This is a genomic window from Bradyrhizobium sp. USDA 4011 (genome assembly GCF_054063415.1).
Map to the genome: position 1 here is coordinate 4,685,518 of NZ_JBSSGG010000001.1, position 17,266 is coordinate 4,702,783.

14 protein-coding genes are annotated in these 17,266 nt (G+C 65.7%); 4 read left to right on the forward strand and 10 right to left on the reverse strand.

Translation table 11 applies throughout. The annotated features are described in order from the left end of the window. Nucleotides 1-25: 25 nt before the first annotated feature. From ACVW1C_RS21990 to ACVW1C_RS22000, 3 genes are read left to right on the forward strand one after another with little or no spacing between them, the layout of a single operon-like run. The gene (locus ACVW1C_RS21990; protein WP_456760199.1) at nucleotides 26-1,621 is read left to right on the forward strand and encodes an AMP-binding protein; all 1,596 of its coding nucleotides are present in this window, start codon (nucleotides 26-28) and stop codon (nucleotides 1,619-1,621) included. Further along, complete coding sequence (locus tag ACVW1C_RS21995; RefSeq protein ID WP_456760200.1) at nucleotides 1,621-3,237, forward strand: acyl-CoA carboxylase subunit beta; 1,617 nt, start codon at nucleotides 1,621-1,623, stop codon at nucleotides 3,235-3,237. The genes ACVW1C_RS21990 and ACVW1C_RS21995 overlap by 1 nt, the downstream gene beginning before the upstream one ends. Continuing rightward, nucleotides 3,234-5,213, forward strand: a complete 1,980-nt coding sequence (locus tag ACVW1C_RS22000) for an acetyl/propionyl/methylcrotonyl-CoA carboxylase subunit alpha (RefSeq protein ID WP_456760201.1) — start codon at nucleotides 3,234-3,236, stop codon at nucleotides 5,211-5,213. Before ACVW1C_RS21995 ends, ACVW1C_RS22000 begins: the two co-directional genes overlap by 4 nt. 180 nt (nucleotides 5,214-5,393) lie before the next feature. On the opposite strand, the gene ACVW1C_RS22005 is transcribed toward ACVW1C_RS22000, so the two are convergent. The 9 genes from ACVW1C_RS22005 to ACVW1C_RS22045 all read right to left on the reverse strand — a co-directional run bounded on the left by ACVW1C_RS22005 (nucleotide 5,394) and on the right by ACVW1C_RS22045 (nucleotide 15,930). After that, nucleotides 5,394-6,386 carry an ABC transporter ATP-binding protein gene (locus ACVW1C_RS22005; RefSeq protein WP_456760202.1) on the reverse strand — a complete coding sequence of 331 codons (993 nt, stop codon included), beginning with the start codon at nucleotides 6,384-6,386 and terminating at the stop codon, nucleotides 5,394-5,396. Beyond that, nucleotides 6,383-7,396, reverse strand: coding sequence for an ABC transporter ATP-binding protein (locus ACVW1C_RS22010; RefSeq protein WP_456760203.1), 1,014 nt, complete (start codon nucleotides 7,394-7,396; stop codon nucleotides 6,383-6,385). The genes ACVW1C_RS22005 and ACVW1C_RS22010 overlap by 4 nt, the downstream gene beginning before the upstream one ends. Further along, nucleotides 7,396-8,289 carry an ABC transporter permease gene (locus ACVW1C_RS22015; protein WP_456760204.1) on the reverse strand — a complete coding sequence of 298 codons (894 nt, stop codon included), beginning with the start codon at nucleotides 8,287-8,289 and terminating at the stop codon, nucleotides 7,396-7,398. Before ACVW1C_RS22015 ends, ACVW1C_RS22010 begins: the two co-directional genes overlap by 1 nt. A gap of 4 nt (nucleotides 8,290-8,293) precedes the next feature. Continuing rightward, the gene (locus ACVW1C_RS22020; protein WP_074129975.1) at nucleotides 8,294-9,241 is read right to left on the reverse strand and encodes an ABC transporter permease; all 948 of its coding nucleotides are present in this window, start codon (nucleotides 9,239-9,241) and stop codon (nucleotides 8,294-8,296) included. 91 nt (nucleotides 9,242-9,332) lie between these two features. Beyond that, nucleotides 9,333-10,928 (reverse strand): ABC transporter substrate-binding protein, encoded by a 1,596-nt coding sequence (locus ACVW1C_RS22025; protein ID WP_456760205.1) that lies wholly within the window; start codon nucleotides 10,926-10,928, stop codon nucleotides 9,333-9,335. Between the two features lie 420 nt (nucleotides 10,929-11,348). Then, a complete protein-coding gene (locus ACVW1C_RS22030; RefSeq protein ID WP_456760206.1) occupies nucleotides 11,349-12,236 on the reverse strand; it encodes a TauD/TfdA dioxygenase family protein in 888 nt (295 codons plus the stop codon). Nucleotides 12,237-12,315: 79 nt separating this feature from the next. Further along, entirely contained in the window at nucleotides 12,316-13,014 is a 699-nt protein-coding gene (locus ACVW1C_RS22035) for a DUF2270 domain-containing protein (protein WP_456760207.1), read from the reverse strand. Between the two features lie 122 nt (nucleotides 13,015-13,136). Continuing rightward, the gene (locus ACVW1C_RS22040) at nucleotides 13,137-14,687 is read right to left on the reverse strand and encodes an AMP-binding protein (protein ID WP_456760208.1); all 1,551 of its coding nucleotides are present in this window, start codon (nucleotides 14,685-14,687) and stop codon (nucleotides 13,137-13,139) included. An 88-nt stretch (nucleotides 14,688-14,775) separates the two neighbouring features. Then, nucleotides 14,776-15,930, reverse strand: a complete 1,155-nt coding sequence (locus ACVW1C_RS22045; RefSeq protein WP_456760209.1) for an iron-containing alcohol dehydrogenase — start codon at nucleotides 15,928-15,930, stop codon at nucleotides 14,776-14,778. A 480-nt stretch (nucleotides 15,931-16,410) separates the two neighbouring features. Between ACVW1C_RS22045 and ACVW1C_RS22050 the strand changes: the two genes are divergently transcribed. Then, on the forward strand, nucleotides 16,411-16,713 hold the full coding sequence (locus ACVW1C_RS22050; protein WP_456760210.1) for a DUF6916 family protein: 303 nt from the start codon (nucleotides 16,411-16,413) through the stop codon (nucleotides 16,711-16,713). Here the strand turns inward: ACVW1C_RS22050 and ACVW1C_RS22055 are convergent. Further along, nucleotides 16,695-17,255 carry an N-acetyltransferase family protein gene (locus ACVW1C_RS22055; protein ID WP_456760211.1) on the reverse strand — a complete coding sequence of 187 codons (561 nt, stop codon included), beginning with the start codon at nucleotides 17,253-17,255 and terminating at the stop codon, nucleotides 16,695-16,697. The two genes, ACVW1C_RS22050 and ACVW1C_RS22055, sit on opposite strands and share 19 nt — an antisense overlap. Between the last annotated feature and the right edge of the window lie 11 nt (nucleotides 17,256-17,266).

Below are 17,266 nucleotides of genomic sequence, written 5' to 3' on the forward strand. Positions count from 1 at the left end.
CAATGACGAGGCAGGAGAAAATCACATGGACAATCTCGCAGCAACCAGCGGCGTCACCGGGCCGGGCCGCATCGGACGGGTCGCGATCGGCGATCTCCTCAAACGCGCAGCGCGGCGGTTCCCGGATCGCGTCGCGCTGACCGATGGCGGCAGGCAGGTCACCTTCACCGAGCTCGACCGCGACGCCAATCGCTTCGCCAATCATCTGGTGCAGCGCGGGCTGAAGCCGGGCGAGAAGATCTCGACGATCTGCAACAACTCGGTCGAGTTCGTCAAAGCGCTGTTCGGCATCCACCGCGCCGGTCTCGTCTGGGTGCCGATCAACACCATGCTTGGGCCGTCGGACATGGACTACATCCTCGACCATGCCGAGGTGCGCTTTGCCGTCATCGACGACAATCTCCACGGTCAGGTCGACCGGCGCGCCGCGCTGGAAGGGCGCGGCGTGGAGATGATCGCGGTCGACCTGACCGGCAATGCCGGCAAGACCGGCTTGCAGGAGTTTAACGGTCTCCTCAAGGGGCAATCCGATATCGAGCCTGACATCGAGATCAACGACCGCGATCTTGCGATGATCATCTATACGTCAGGCACGACCTCGCGGCCGAAGGGGGCGATGCATTGCCACCTTGCCGTGGTCATGGCCGTGATGAGCAACTGCATCGAGATGCAGCTTTCGCGCGATGACGGGATCACCGGGCAGTTTCCGTTGTTCCACTGCGCCGGCCACGTGCTGTTGCTGAGCTATCTCTCGGTCGGCGGCCGCATGGCGCTGATGCGTGGCTTCGACCCGGTGGTCTGCATGGAGGCGATCGTGCGGGACCGGCTCACGGTGTTCGTCGGCCTGTCCCTGATGTACCAGGCGATCCTCGATCATCCGCGCCGGCGCGAATATGATCTATCGGGCCTGCGCTGCTGCATCTACACCATGGCGCCGATGGGTAAGCCGCTGCTGGAGCGCGCGATCGCCGATCTCTGTCCGAACTTCGTGCTGTCCAGCGGCCAGACCGAAATGTATCCAGCGACGATGTCGCGGCCCGAGGTGCAGCTCGAGCGCTTCGGCAATTACTGGGGCGAGTCGCTGATCGTCAACGAGACCGCGATCATGGACGACAACGGCAATTTGCTGCCGCGCGGCGAGATTGGCGAGCTCGTGCATCGCGGCCCCAACGTGATGATGGGCTATTACAAGGACCCGAAGTCGACCGAGGAGGCCCGCAAGTTCGGCTGGCACCATACCGGCGATCTTGCCCTGATCGACGCCAATGGCGAGGTGCTGTTCCTCGATCGCAAGAAGGACATGATCAAGTCGGGCGGCGAGAACGTCGCTTCCGTCAAGATCGAGGAGACGCTGCTGGCGCACCCCGCCGTGCAGAATGCCGCGGTGGTCGGCCTGCCGCATCCGCAATGGGGCGAGGCGGTCTGCGCCTTCGTCAAGTTGAAACCCGGCGCGGTGGCCGACGAGGCCGGCATCGAGGCGCATTGCAGAAAGCATCTTGGCGGCTTCCAGGTGCCGAAGCTGGTGCGTATCCTCGAGGAGATGCCGATGACCGCGACCGGCAAGCTGCGCAAGGTCGAGCTGCGGCAGCAGTACAGCGGGCATTTTGTGGAGCGCGCCTAGTGACCATCATCGAAAACACCATCGCCACCGGCAGCGCCGCGTTCCAGGGCAATCGCGACGGCATGCTGGCGCTGATCGCCCGGATGCGGGGGCTGGAAGAGCGGACGCGCGCGGCCTCCGCCGTGGCAAAGGACCGCTTCCACAAGCGCGGCCAGCTCTTGCCGCGCGAGCGCGTCGCGCTGGTGTTAGATCCCGGCTCGCCGTTCCTCGAGCTGGCGACGCTCGCCGGCTACATGTTCGACGTGCCGGACGCGGACAAGAGCGTGCCCGGCGGCGGCCTGGTTGCCGGCATCGGCTTCGTCTCCGGCATCCGCTGCATGGTCAGCGCCAATGATGCCGGCATCGACGCCGGCGCGCTGCAACCCTACGGGCTCGACAAGACGCTGCGGGTGCAGGAGCTGGCGCTGGAGAACAAGCTGCCCTATGTGCAGCTCGTCGAAAGCGCCGGCGCCAATCTGCTGCGCTACCGCGTCGAGGATTTCGTGCGCGGCGGCAACATCTTCCGCAATCTGGCGCGGCTGTCGGCGGCGGGGCTTCCCGTTGTCACCGTCACCCATGGTTCCTCGACCGCGGGCGGCGCCTACCAGACAGGCCTCTCCGATTACATTGTGATGGTGCGCGGCCGTACCCGCGCGTTCCTCGCCGGCCCGCCTCTGCTCAAGGCCGCCACCGGCGAGATCGCGACCGAGGAGGAGCTCGGCGGCGCCGAGATGCATACGCAGGTATCCGGGCTTGGCGATTATCTCGCCGAGGACGATCGCGATGCGCTCCGCATCGCGCGCGACATCATGGCCAAGCTGCCGTGGGACCGGCCGGCGCCGGAGCCGGCCGCATTCAAGCCGCCGCGCTATGACGCGGAGGAGCTGCTCGGCATCATGCCGATGGACCACAAGCGGCCCGTCGACATGCGCCAGGCGATCGCGCGCTTTATCGACGATTCCGATTTCACCGAGTTCGGCGCCAGCTACGGTCCGGCCACGATCTGCGGCCATGCCCGTATCGAGGGCCAAGCGATCGGCATCATCACCAATAACGGGCCGCTCGATGTGCCCGGCGCCAACAAGGCAACGCATTTCATCCAGGCCTGCTGCCAGTCGCGCACGCCGATCCTCTACATGAACAACACCACCGGCTACATGGTCGGCCGCGCCTATGAAGAGGCCGGCATGATCAAGCACGGCTCGAAGATGATCCAGGCGGTAACCTCGGCGACGGTGCCGCAGATCACGCTGTATTGCGGCGCCTCGTTCGGCGCCGGCAATTACGGCATGTGCGGCCGCGGCTTCCATCCGCGCTTCTGCTTCTCCTGGCCCAACGCCAAGACCGCGGTGATGGGCGGCGAGCAGGCTGCCGAAACCATGGCGATCGTTACCGAGGCCGCTGCTGCGCGGCGCGGCAAGCCGATCGAGAAGGAGAAGCTGGAGGCGATGAAGGCGCAGATCACCGGTGTGTTCGATGGCCAGATGGACGTGTTCTCGACCAGCGCCCGGGTGCTCGATGACGGCGTGATCGATCCGCGCGATACGCGGACGGTGCTCGCCGAGGTGCTGGCGATCTGCCGCGAGGCCGAGGCGCGCAGCCCGCAGCGGATGCAGTTCTCGGTGGCGCGGCCATGAGCGGGGCAATCGTGAAGCGGACACCGTTCTTCAAGATCCTGATCGCCAACCGCGGCGAGATCGCGCTGCGCATCATGCGCACGGCGCGGCGGCTCGGCTACGGCGTCGTCGCGGTCTACTCCGACGCCGACCGCGACGCACTGCATGTGCGCGAAGCCGATCAGGCGGTGCGGATCGGCGAGGCGCTGCCCGCGCAATCCTATCTGAAGATCGACGCGATCGTCGCAGCGGCCAAGGCGAGTGGCGTCGGCGCGGTGCATCCCGGCTACGGCTTCCTCGCCGAGAACGAGGACTTTGCGCAGGCCTGCCGCGATGCCGGGCTCGTGTTCATCGGCCCGTCGCCGGAGGCGATCCTTGCGATGGGCAACAAGGCCGGCGCCAAGGAGATCATGCAGAAGGCTGGCGTGCCCTGCGTGCCCGGCTATCAGGGCGCCGACCAGAGCGATGCCGTGATGCTGGCGGAAGCCAAGGCAATTGGTTTTCCGGTCATGATCAAGGCGGTCGCCGGTGGCGGCGGCCGTGGCATGCGGCTGGTCGCGGATGCCGCGGCGTTTCCGGGTACGCTGCGCAGTGCGCGGTCGGAGGCGCAGGGCGCGTTCGGCGATCCCACCGTCATCCTCGAGCGCGCGATCGTCGATCCCCGCCACATCGAGATCCAGGTGTTCGGCGATCGCTATGGCAACGCCGTCCATCTCGGCGAGCGCGATTGCTCGGTGCAGCGGCGGCACCAGAAGCTGATCGAGGAGGCGCCGTCACCGGCGGTGACGCCGGAGCTCCGCGCGCGGATGGGCGCGGTCGCCGTCCAGGCGGTCAAGGCGATCGGCTACGAGGGGGCCGGCACGCTGGAATTCCTGCTCGATCGCGCCGGCAATTTCTACTTCATGGAGATGAACACGCGGCTTCAGGTCGAGCACCCCGTCACCGAGGCGATCACCGGGCTCGATCTGGTCGAGCTGCAGCTCCGCGTCGCCAGCGGCGAGCGGCTCGGCCTGAGGCAGGAGGACATCACCTTCTCCGGTCATGCCATCGAGGTGCGGCTCTGCTCGGAGGATGCCGGGCATGATTTCATGCCGCAATCCGGCACGATGGCGCGGTGGCGGATGCCTGAAGGCATCCGCGTCGAGCACGCATTGCAGTCCGGCTCGGAGATTCCGCCGTTCTACGATTCGATGATCGCCAAGGTGATCAGCCACGGCGCAACCCGCGATGAATCGCGCGGCAAGCTGATCTGCGCCCTGGAGCAGGTCACGGCCTTCGGCGTCACCACCAATCAGGGCTTCCTGATCGACTGCCTGCGTCATCCGGTCTTTGCCAAGGGCGAGGCGACCACGGCCTTCATCGGCAACAACCGCGATACCCTGCTGGCGCCGCGGCCCGATCGCGGCAGCGACCTCGCGCTCGCGGCGCTGCTGCTCTACGTCACCAATCCGCACGCGCCGCCATGGCGGCGCGGCCGCTCGCTGTCGGCGACATTTCCGCTCGGCCTGCGGATCGACCTCGGTCACGGCGTGCAGGAGATCGAGATCGTCCGCGAGCGCGACGGCAGCTACCGCGCGACCCGCAACGGCGATCGCTTCAGCTTCGAGATCGACGAGCTGGATCAGGACAGCATCCGCTTCCATCACGATGGCTTGACGGAGCAGGCCAGGTTCCTGCGCGACGGCGATCGGCTCCATATCCTGCACCGCGGCGTCACGCTATCGGTACGCGATCTCACGCTCGCGCCGCCGCAGAGCGCTGCGGCTGCCGGGGGCGATGGCAGGGTCCGCGCGGCCATGAACGGCCGGGTCGTCGCGGTGCTGGTGAAGGCCGGCGACAAGGTCGCGGCCGGCCAGCCGGTGATGACGCTGGAGGCGATGAAGATGGAGCACGTGCATACGGCGGGTGTCGCGGGCACAGTGTCGTCGATCGACGTTGCCGAGGGCGAGCAGGTGACCACGGGAAAGATCGTGGTGGAGATCGAGGCGGCGGCATAGCTGCTGTCGTCCCGGGCAAGCCAACGGGTCGGCGCGAAGCGCCGCCCGATGACAGGCTCCGCGCGACTCGGGACCCAACCACCGATCGATGTTGTTGGACAGGCTGTGGCCACAGCTCGGCGCAACAATGAACATTCGTGGTTATGGTTCCCTGCTTTCGCAGGGACGACACCGAACCATTCACGCCTCGCGCCCCGTCCCGTCATTCAGCCAGCAGGCGACCTGATGCCCGGTGCCGGCCGCCTGCAGCGCCGGGCGTTCGGTCTTGCAGCGATCGATCGCGTAGCGGCAGCGGGTGTGGAAGGCGCAGCCAGGCGGCGGGTTGATCGGGCTTGGCACGTCGCCATCGATCAGCGGCGTGAGCCGCCTGGCCTTGGGGTCGGCGATCGGCACCGAGGCGAGCAGGGCTTGCGTATAGGGATGCCGCGGATTGGCGAACAGCTCGCGCTTGTCGGCGATCTCGACAATGCGGCCGAGATACATCACCGCGACGCGGTGGCTGATATGGGCGACCACCGCGAGATCGTGCGCGATGAACAAGTAGGAGAAGTTCTGCTTGCGCTGCAGGTCGATTAACAGATTGATTACTTGCGCCTGGATCGAGACGTCGAGCGCGGAAACCGGCTCGTCGCAAACGATCAGCCGCGGGCCGAGCGACAGCGCGCGGGCGATGCAGATGCGTTGGCGCTGCCCGCCGGAGAATTGATGCGGAAAATTCTTCATCTGGTCGGGCCGGAGACCGACCTGCCGGAACAGCTCCGCGACGCGCTCCTGCTTCTTCGTGCCGGTCGCGAGCCCATGCACGGTCAGGGGCTCACCGACGATGTCACCGGCCGTCATGCGCGGGTTGAGCGAGGCGAACGGGTCCTGGAACACGATCTGCATCGAGCGGCGATACGGCCGCAGCGCGCTCTTGCTGAGCGGTGCGATGTCCTCGCCATCCAGCTTGATGGCGCCGCTGGTCGGTTCGACCAGCCGCAGCACGGTGCGCGCGACCGTCGACTTGCCGCAGCCGGATTCGCCGACCAGGCCGAGCGTCTCGCCGGCGCCGAGCGAAAAGCTCACGCCGTCGACTGCGTGAACGGTGCCGACCTGCCGGCGCAGCACGCCGCCGCGCACCGCGTAGTGCTTGACGAGATCGGTCACCTCGAGGAGCGGGCGTTGCTCGGTCATGACGCCTCGACCATTTCGCCGGCGCGCCAGCAGGCCGCCCAGTGCTTGGCTTTGACCTCGTCGAGCGGCGGATACTCCTTGAGGCAGCGGTCGATCGCGAGCTTGCAGCGCGGCGCGAAGGCGCAGCCGGGCGGCAGATTGGTCAGCGACGGCACCATGCCGGGAATTTCGGTCAGTCGCGCATCGGTCGTCGCGCCGAGCGCGATCACCGCCGGCATCGAGGCCATCAGCCCGCGCGTATAGGGATGCAGCGGCGTCTCGAACAAGGATTCAACTGTCGCCTCCTCGACCTTCTTGCCGGCATACATCACGATCACGCGCCGCGCGGTCTGCGCGACGACGCCAAGGTCATGGGTGATCAGGATCAGTCCGGTGCCGAGACGCTGCTGCAGATCGACGATCAGCGCCAGGATCTGCGCCTGGATGGTGACGTCGAGCGCGGTGGTCGGCTCGTCCGCGATCAGGAGCGCCGGGCGGCAGGCCAGCGCCATCGCGATCATGGCGCGCTGGCGCATGCCGCCGGAGAGCTGATGTGGATATTCCTGCGCGCGGCGCTCCGGCTCCGGGATGCGCACCAGCCGCAGCATGTCGACCGCCTGCGCCCACGCCTCCTTGCTGCTCATCTTCCGATGCAGGCGCACGGCCTCGGTGATCTGGTCGCCGATCCGCATCACCGGATTGAGCGAGGTCATCGGCTCCTGGAAGATCATGGAGATGCGGTTGCCCCGGATGGCGCGCATCGCGGCATCGTCGAGCTTCAGGAGGTCGGTGCCCTCGAGCGTCACGGAGCCGCCGACGATGCGGCCGGGCGGGTCGGGCACCAGGCGCATGATCGAGAGCGCGCTGACGCTCTTGCCGCAGCCGGATTCGCCGACGATCGCCAGCGTCTCGCCGCGGCGGACCGAGAACGAGACGTCGTCGACCGCGCGGAACAGGCCGGAGTTGGTGAAGAACACCGTCTGCAGGTTCTTCACCTCGAGAACCGTCTCTGCAGGAAGAGCGTCGCTCATCAGCCGCGCTGCCTCGGATCGAGTATGTCGCGCAGCGCGTCGCCGAACAGATTGGTGCCGAACACCGCGAGACTGATCGCGATGCCGGGGAAGATCACGAGCCACGGCGCGGTGCGGACATATTCAGCGGCGGATTCCGACAGCATGCGGCCCCAGGACGGATAAGGCTCGGGAATGCCGAGGCCGAGGAACGACAGCGACGCTTCGGTGAGGATGGTTGAGCCGAGCTGCGCGGTGGCCAGCACGATTAGCGGGGCGATGGTGTTCGGCAGCACGTGGCGCAGCGCGATGCGCGTCTCGCTCATGCCGATCGATTTGGCGGCCTCCACGAACGGCTGTTCGCGCAGCGCCAGCGTGTTGGCGCGGATCACGCGGGCAACCGTCGGGATCAGGGGAATGGCGATGGCAAGGATCACGTTCGGCAGCGAGGGGCCGAGCGCCGCGGTCATCACCAGCGCAAGCACCAGGAGTGGCAGCGATTGCAGGATGTCGGTCACCCGCTGGAAAACGAGATCGACCCAGCCGGAGAGATAGCCGGAGGTGAGACCCACAATGACTCCGAGCGTGGCGCCGAGCGTCGTGGAGCCGATGCCGACCGCAAGCGAGATCCGCGCGCCATGGACGATGCGGCTCCAGACGTCGCGGCCGAAGGAATCGGTACCGAACCAGTGCAGCGTGGAGGGGGCGGCCAGCCGGTGCGCGGAATCGACGGTGAGCGGATCGTAGCGGCTGATCAGATCGGCTGATATGGCGGTCAGCACGAACGACAGCATGATGATCAGGCCGATAGTGCCGAGCACATGGCGCTGCGCGAGGAATGCGAACCGCCCCCAGCCGGTCGTGGCGTTGGCTCCGGCGCGTCGCAGTTCGCTGTCGAAATTGATCGTTGCCACGCGTTCAGTCTCCGAACCGGATGCGCGGATCGATTGCCGCATAGAGCATGTCGACGATGAAGTTCACGACCACGACGACGACCGCGATGAACATCACGAGGTTCTGCACGATCGGGTAATCGCGCCAGCGCAGCGCCTCGACCAGGAAGCGGGCGATGCCGGGGATGTTGAACACGGTCTCGGTGACGATCAGCCCGCCGATCAGGAAGGCGGCCTCGATGCCGATCACCGTGATGACCGGCAGCACCGCGTTCTTGAGCGCGTGGTGATAGTTCACGGAAGCTTCGGAGGCGCCCTTGGCGCGCGCGGTGCGGATGTAGTCCTGGCGCAGGATCTCCAGCATCGAGGAGCGGGTGATGCGCATGGTCAGCGCCGCGCTGCGGAAGCCGACCGCCATCGCCGGCACCGCGTAGATGGTCAGCGCCTCGAGCCAGGTCTTCGGGTTCGGATTGAAGATCGGCATGGTGCCGAACAGCGAGACCGAGGCCATCAGGATCAACAGGCCGAGCCAGAACGACGGCAACGACAGGCCGCTGAGGCTGACGACGCGCAGCGCATAGTCAAGCTTCGAGCCCTGGTGCACGGCGCTGATGACGCCGAGCGGAATGCCGATCGAGGCGGAGAACAGCAGCGCCAGCCCCGCCAGCCGCGCGGTGATCGGGATCCGCGGCAGGATCTCCTCCAGCGCCGGCTTCTCCGAGACATAGGAATAGCCGAGGTCGCCGTGCAGCAGGCCGCCGATCCAATGCAGATACTGGATCACGATCGGCTGGCTCAGGCCGAGTTCGCGCTCGAGATTGGCCTTGTCGGCGGGATCGACGAAGCCTGCGGCGTCGAACAGGATATCGACGATGTTGCCGGGAACGACGCGCAGCAGCACGAAGATGATGACCGAGATCCCGAACAGGGTCACGAGCATCAGGAACAGTCGCCGCACGATATAGGCAAACACCCTGGCTCCCTCCCTGATCTCGCCTTTGGATTTCGCTTGAAGCGTTTTCTTGACGCGAACCGGTGTCCACTTCGCTCGAAAACACTTCGCGCTACTTGTCCAACCAGACGTCTTCGTAGCGATAGCCGTTATAGGAGCTGTTGGACATGATCGTGACATTCTTCACGTAAGGCTTCCAGCAGGTGCCGGTCCGGGCATGGAAGATGATCGGGCGCGCGACGTCTTCCTGCAGCTTCTTGTCGATCTCCCAGACCAGCTTCTTGCGCTTGTCGACGTTGGTCTCCTCGGACTGCTGATCGAACAGTTTCTCGATATCCTTGTTGCAATAGTTGGTGTAGTTCCGCTCCGAACCGCAGGCATAGTTCTCGTAGAAGGACTGGTCAGGCTCGTCGACGGCGTTGCCGGTGAGGTTGAGGCCGAGCGAATAATCCTTGCGGGCGACCTTCGGGAACCATTGCGCGGTGTCGACGACGTCGAGCTCGGCGTCGATATAGATGCTCTTGATCTGGTCGATCAGGATGATCGCGGGATCGCGGTAGACCGCGATGTTGCGGGTCGACACCTTGATCTGCAGGTGCTTGGCCGGGCCATAGCCCGCCTTCTGCATCAGCTTGCGCGCTTCCTCGCGGTTTTTCTCGATGTCGGGACCGTAGCCGGGGATCGATTCCAGCATCTCTTTCGGCATCGCCCACAGGCCGTCGGGTGCCGGCTCCATGGTGCCGCCGATGTCGCCCTGGCCCTCGAACATGATCTGGATGAAGGCCTTGCGGTCGAGCGCCAGCGCCAGCGCGCGGCGGATGTCGAGATTGTCGAACGGTGGCGCGGTCGAATTGATGATGATGTTGGTGGAGACGTTGTTCGGTTCCACCACGCAGATCGCTGTCGGGTCCTGCGATTTGACGTCCTTGAGCAGCGGGATCGAGACCTCGGTCGGGAACGTCATGTCGAACTTGCCTGACACGAAGCCGAGGATCGCCGTCGAGCGGTTGGTGATAATGGTGAACTCGATGCCGTCGAGATAGGGCAGACCCTTCTTGAAGTAGTCGGGGTTCTTGGTCAGCTTGATCGACTCGTTGGCCTTGAACTCGACAAACTTGAACGGGCCGGTACCGACAGGCTTGGTGCGCATTTCTGCCGGCGACACATGGCAGGGATAGACCGGCGAATAGCCCGAGGCGAGCAGCGACAGCAGCGCGGGCTGCGGGCGCTTCAGCTTGAACGATGCTTCATAGTCGCCGTTGGTCGTGACCTCGTCGACCTGCTCGTACCAGGACTTGCGCGGGTTCTGGCGGAACTTCTGCGGCGACTTGCCCATCAGCATGTCGAAGGTGCATTTGACGTCGGCCGCGGTGAACGGCTTGCCGTCGTGCCACTTGACGTCCTTGCGCAGCTTGAAGGTCAGAGTCTTGTTGTCGCCGCTCCAGGCCCAACTCTCTGCAAGCTCGGGCCGGATCGTGCTGGCGCTGTTCTGGGCGATGTGCTGATCGAAAATGACGAGGTTGTTGAAGATCGGCATGAACGGAATGTTCACCGAATAGGTCGCACCCTCGTGGATCGAGGCGCTGCCGGGGCTGTCGCGGTGATAGATCCTGAAGATGCCGCCGGCTTTCGGCTCGGCTGCGCGTGAAACGCCGCCGATGGTCAGCACAAACAACACCGCGACGGCCAGCGCTTGCACGCTCCGCATGGTCCCCTCCACGAATTTCGGTCTCAATGGCCGATTGGCATCGACGATACCACGGTGAGGCTGTCGGGCAACCGGCGACGGCGGTGCGGAGATTGGCAATTCGGATGACGTGGCAGCGTTAAAATTTCCACGGACGGGGGATAATGGCTGTGATTGTGCGGGGAACTCTGGTTGGTTTGCTACGCGGTGGTGACGCCTCTCCGTTCAAATTCGAGGCGTGAAGCGCCCCACAATGAGCGACAGTTTGTCGCCGATCCAATCGCGATGCTTCTCACCGTCTTCCTGAGGCGCGAGCCTTGCGGCGCAATTGCGCCGCTGGGCGAGCCGCGAAGGATGCAGGCCCACGAGCCGGACCGTTCATCCTTCGAGACGCCGCTTCGCGGCTCCTCAGGATGACGGCATGACCGGCGCCACATCACCTCACTCCGCCGCCTGCGTTGAGGGCGGCTGCATGTTCGCGACACCATCGGCCTCGGTCGCCGAGATCGTGGTGCGGATCATCAGGCGGCCCTCATGCGCCGGCCAGGGGCGGCCGCGATGCATGGTGGCGCGGTTGTCCCACATCACGACGTCGCCCTGCTTCCACTGGTGCAGATAGCTGACGCCGGGCGCGGTGGCGGCTTCGGTCAGCTGCTCGATCAGCGCCTTGCCGGCATCGGCATCCATGCCCTCGACGCCATAGGCGTGGGAGGCGAGATACAGTGCGCCGCGGCCGTTGACCGGATTGCGCCAGACCATGCGCCAGCACACCGGCGGCAGTGCATCGACTTCCTCCGATGTCGCGAGCCCGGTGGCCACCTTGCTGCGCGAATGCGCGTAGGAGTGCCAGGCGAAGGAGTTCTCCAGCCGCTTGGCCACATCCTTGTCGAGCCGCTCGAAGGCCAGCCGCATCGAGACGAACTCGGTCTCGCCGCCATGTTCGGGGATGATGCGCGCGGACAGGATCGAGGTCAGCGCCGGCACGCGCTTGAAGGAGGAGTCGGTGTGCCAGAGCTGGTTGGCCCTGGCGCGCAGCTGCTGCCGATGGTCGGACGGAACCACCTTGCCGTCAGGTCCGAAGGTCGAGAGGATCACGAAATGCGAGCCGGTGCCCATCGAACCGACCTTGGTCGTCTCAGGCGGACCGAAGCGGCGCGAGAAGGCGAGCTGGATGTCGTCGCTGACCTCCTGGCCGCGGAACACCAGCACCGAATGTTCCTCGAACGCAGCGCGGACCGCGGCATAGGGGGCATCGCTGGCGGCAACATCCGAAAGCGTGACGCCGCGCAGTTCGGCTCCGAATCCCTCGCGCAGTGGGATCACTTCCATCGGCAAATCCTCCCTGACGTTTCTTGTTGAGGCGAGGTTAGGGGAAAAGCCGGCCAGCGGCAACGCGGCTCGCGCCGCCTCACCCCATCGCGATCAGTTTGTGCCGCGTCCGCCGGTCGGCGACCTCCATGCGATGCGTGACGAAGGCGAACAGGGCCCAGCTGGAATGGAAGGCGACGCCGGCCAGAACCACGATGGCTCCGGGAATCGGGCCGATCGAGGCGCGGTCCCAGATATCGCTCACCGTGGTCAGCGGCAGGGGGTGGATCGCCAGCTTGCCGTAATAGGCGATGGCCTGGATCGCGAAGATCCAGCCATAGGTCCGGCGCAGCCGTCGGCCGATCGCCCGGGCAAGGCTGATGTGATAGCTCGGGCGGCGGTAGTCGTTGGCGAGCAGCTCGGTCCAGGCCGAGTTCGGCGTGGGACCTTCGCCGCGGATCATCGGCGCGTAGAAATCGGTTTCGAGCAGCCGCGCGCGGGCGCGCCAGACGTTGAAGTAGCGATAGCGCCGCGCCTCGAACAACAGAAACACCGTGACCAGCAACCCGACCAGCACCATCGGCAAAGGCGAAGCCTCCGCGCTGCTGTAGGTCGCCGACAGCGCGATGCCGGTCGTGACCACCGCCCAGTTGGTCGAGCTGTCCAGGCGGGTGCGCCAGACCGTGCTGCGGTAGACCTCGCCACGATAGAGATGGGCGAGCGCACCGATCTCGGCGGCGGTGAATTCGAGCCTTCCGGCCTGTACCGGCTCGGGCTCGCGCGGTTGGGGCGACGGCATGGCGGCCTCCGGCGAAGCTGGCTTGCGATCCCGGAGCATAGCGCGAAATCCGCGCGAGGGGCGAGTCCGTTACGCCGCCCGGCGTCCCGGGCTGCGACGGTCCGGCTCGCCGCATCAAATGTTCACACGATCCGCGAGGTCTTGTTGCCCCAGTAGCGATCGCGCAGCAGTCGCTTGTAGAGTTTTCCGGTCGGCAGCCGCGGCAGCTCGGCTTCGAAATCGACCGAGCGCGGCACCTTCTGGCGCGACAGCGAGCTTGCACAGAAGGCGATCAGCTCCTCGGCGAGTTCCGGCCCCGGCGCGATGCCGTCGACCGGCTGCACCACCGCCTTCACCTCCTCGCCGAGATCGACATTGGGCACGCCGAACACCGCGGCGTCGGCGACCTTGGGATGAGTGATCAGGAGGTTCTCGCATTCCTGCGGGTAGATGTTCACGCCGCCGGAGATGATCATGAAGGTGGCGCGGTCGGTCAGATAGAGGAAGTTGTCGTCGTCGACATAGCCGACGTCGCCGACCGTGCTCATGCTGCCGTCCGCCGAGCGCGCCTCGCTGGTCTTGGCCGGATCGTTGAAATATTCGAACGGCGTGGCGGTCTTGAACCACACGGTCCCCGGCGTGCCCTTCGGGCAGGGCTGCATGTTCTCGTCGAGGATATGCAGGTCGCCGAGCAGCACCTTGCCGACGGTGCCGCGATGGGCGAGCCACTCCTCGCTGTTGCAGGCGGTGAAGCCGAGGCCCTCGGTCGCGCCGTAATATTCGTGGATGATCGGGCCCCACCATTTGATCATGTCGTCCTTGACCAGCGCCGGGCAGGGCGCCGCGGCATGGATCGCGATCTCGAGCGTCGACAGATCGTAGCGGCTGCGAACCTCCTCGGGCAGTTTCAGCAGGCGCGAGAACATCGTCGGCACCAGTTGGCTGTGGGTGATGCCCCATTTTTCGACCAGCTGGAGATAGCGCTCGGGATCGAAGCTCTCCATGATGACGACGGTGCCGCCCATCCGGATGGTGAGATTGACCGCGGCCTGCGGCGCCGAGTGATAGAGCGGCGCCGGCGACAGATAGACCATGCCCTCGCGGTAGTGCCAGAGCTTGGTCAGGAAGTCGAACAGCGGAAGGTTTTGCGACGGCGGCTGCTCGGGCAGCGGCCGCACGATGCCCTTCGGCCGGCCGGTCGTGCCGGAAGAATAGAGCATCGCGGTGCCCGCATATTCGTCCGCGATCGGCGTCGCCGGCAGGCCAGCGGTCGCCTGTTGCAGTCCGACGATGCGATCACTCTCACTGTCGCCGTCGACCACGATGCAGAGCTCGACCTGCGGGCACTCCTTCAGCGCCTCGCGCGCGATGTCGAGCTTCAGCTTCGAGGTGATCAGGATCCGTGACCGGCTGTTGGTCAGGATGTAGGCGAGCTCGCCGGCCGTGAGGTAGGAATTGACGCAGGTGAAGTAGAGGCCGGAACGTTCCCCGGCGCCGCAGGCTTCGAGGTAGCGGTTGTTGTTCTCCATGAAGATCGAATAGTGGTCGAGCCGCTTCATGCCGCGGTTGCGGAACAGATGCGCGAGACGGTTGCTGCGTGCCTCAAGCTCTCGATAAGTGACGATCTCGCCGGTCCCGGCCATGATGAAGGCCGGTTGCAGCGGGCGCAGGTAAGCATGCTTGCCGGTGTACATCGAAGCTCAGATCTCCCTCATGTCACTTTGCTTCTTGTTTGAGCATGATCTTGTCGGAAAACCGCTTCGCACCTTTCCGGACCATGCTTTAAGCGGCCATCACCAGAATCTCGCGAACCTGCGACGGACCATCGATCTTGCGCGGATTGCGCGGCACCCAGGGCGTGCGCATCGCACCCGCCGCGATGCGGTCGAAATGCTCAGGGCCGACGTTGACCTCCCTCAGGCTGCGCGGCATGCCGAGGTCGCGGATGAAGCGGTCGAGCACGTCGCCGGCGTCGGCGCCCGGATGCCCCATCGCGGTCGCGACCAGCGCCTGCCGGTCGGCGTTGTCGCGCTTGTTCCAGCGCATCACCGCCGGCAGCATCACGCATGAGGTGTAGCCGTGCGGCACGTCGAACTCGGCGCCGAGCACGTAGCCGATGCCGTGGCTCGCGCCCATCGGCACGCCGGAGGCGAGCGGACCGGTCGAGAGCCAGGTGCCGATCTGGCAATCCATCCGCGCCGGGATATCCTTCGGGTTGGCCTTCACCCGCGGAAGGCCCTGCGCCAGCATCTCGAGCCCCTTCAGCGCCTGCGCATCGCCGTAAGGATGCGCCTCGCGCGAGCATATGCCCTCGACGCAATGATCTACCGCGCGGATGCCGGTCGACAGGAACAGCCAGTCCGGCGTGTGCACCGACAGGTCCGGATCGAGGATGGTGGCGCGCGGCATCACCAGGGGATGGCGCAGCATCTCCTTCTGCCGCTTGGCCTCGTTGGTGACGCCTGCGATCGACGAGAACTCGCCGCCGGCGATCGTGGTCGGCACGCTGATCTGGCGCACGGCCGGAGGATTCATCTCGGGCGAGACGCCGCCGCGGGTGCGGATCGTGTCGATGCCGTCCGATGTCGTGACGTTGTTGGCAAGGCAAAGCTGCACCGCCTTGGCGCCGTCGGTGATCGAACCGCCGCCGATGGTGACGATCAGATCGGCCTTGGCATCACGCGCCTGTGCCGTCGCCGCGATCACCGCGGCGCGCGGCGTGTGTGCCGGCATCTGATCGAAGGTGCCGACACAGCGGGCGCCGAGCGCCTGGCGGACTTTTTCGATCTCGTCGGTTTCGCGGTTCAGCGTACCCGACACCATCAGGAAGGCGCGCTGGGCGCCAAGCCGGTCCAGTTGCTCGACGACGGCCTCACGGGCGGGCCGCCCGAACACGACCTCGTCCATGGCGCCGAATACGACACGGCCTCGATGCACGCGGCTGTCCTCCCTCAAGATGGCCCGCCTTGCCGGCGGCCGTTTGCCGAGAGGTTAGCGGAGGAAATCGGAGCCGTCATCAGGGCTCTGGGCTGTACGGTCGGAGGCTCCGCGTTCACCGTAGTCGGCCGGGATCCATACGCCGGGGCTCGTGCTTCCTGCATCGCGCAACGACTTGCATTTGGTGTTATGGGTCCCCGCCTCCGCCGGGACGACACCGAGTATGTTGCGCGGCTTGAGAGTCATGCATCCCCATCCTCGCGGCGCGCTGCACCCGAGTCTTGCGTTTACCTGCCTTCCACTTGAGCAGAGAGCGCAGGGAAAGCCGGTGCGGCAGGAGGGGCACGGCTCCATCCACCCGCAATTCCCCGGCGCCCCGGAATGACGAAGTGCTTTGGTTCAGACCGCGGATGGCCGGCAGAAATCTTGACGGCAACATCGCAGCGTGTGTTACACCTCGAAGGCAACAGAGGCGTGCGCATGACATCCACCGTCGATCTCGCGAAACTGCATATCGATGACTTCCGGCCGCATCAGGACGCGGAGTTCGAGATGCAGACGGCGGAAGGCGTCTTGGCGCTGAAGCTTGCCAAGGTCGAGCCCGCGGGCAACAGCGGCCGGCCGGGCGGCGCGTTCTCGCTGCTGTTCGCGAGGCCGAAGGGAGCCTGGCTGCCGCAGGCGATCTATCCGGTGCGGCATCCGGCACTCGGCGTGATCGAGATCTTCCTGGTGCCGATCGGCCCGCTCGGAGACGGCAACGGCTATCAGGCGGTCTTCACCTGACGGTCGGAACCTGCGGTCCCGCGCCAGCGCATCAGGTCGTAGACGCCCCTGTCTTCCTCGGTGACGAAGCCGAGCCGGCGATAGAGCCGCATCGCCGGATTGAACTTCTCGACGTGGATTGACATCGCCTTGCCTGCGCCGGCGGCCTCGTCGAGCAGGTCGCGCATCAGCGCGCCGCCGAGACCCGATCCGCGGCGTTCGGGCAGGAAGGCGATATCGATGACGCAATGCTCGCTCGGCCAGCGGTCGACATAGAGCCGGCCGATATCCTCTCCACCGCGCATCGTCACCAACCAGTCGGCCGTCGGATAGTGCTGCTGGTAATGCGCATGCTGCGCCTGGAACTGCATCGCCAGGAAAGCGGCCTTCTGCTCCGCGCTCCACGGTGCAACTGCCAGTTCATCGGTGCGCGTCGAAGCATAGAGCCGCGACAGGAAGGGCAAATCGGCATCGGCGATACGACGGAAGCTCAGGCCCGCATCCGCGGCGCGCGTCCATCCGAACGCCGCGGCAGCCGCATCAGTGCTCAAACCATCCGTCATGGCCGGTCTAG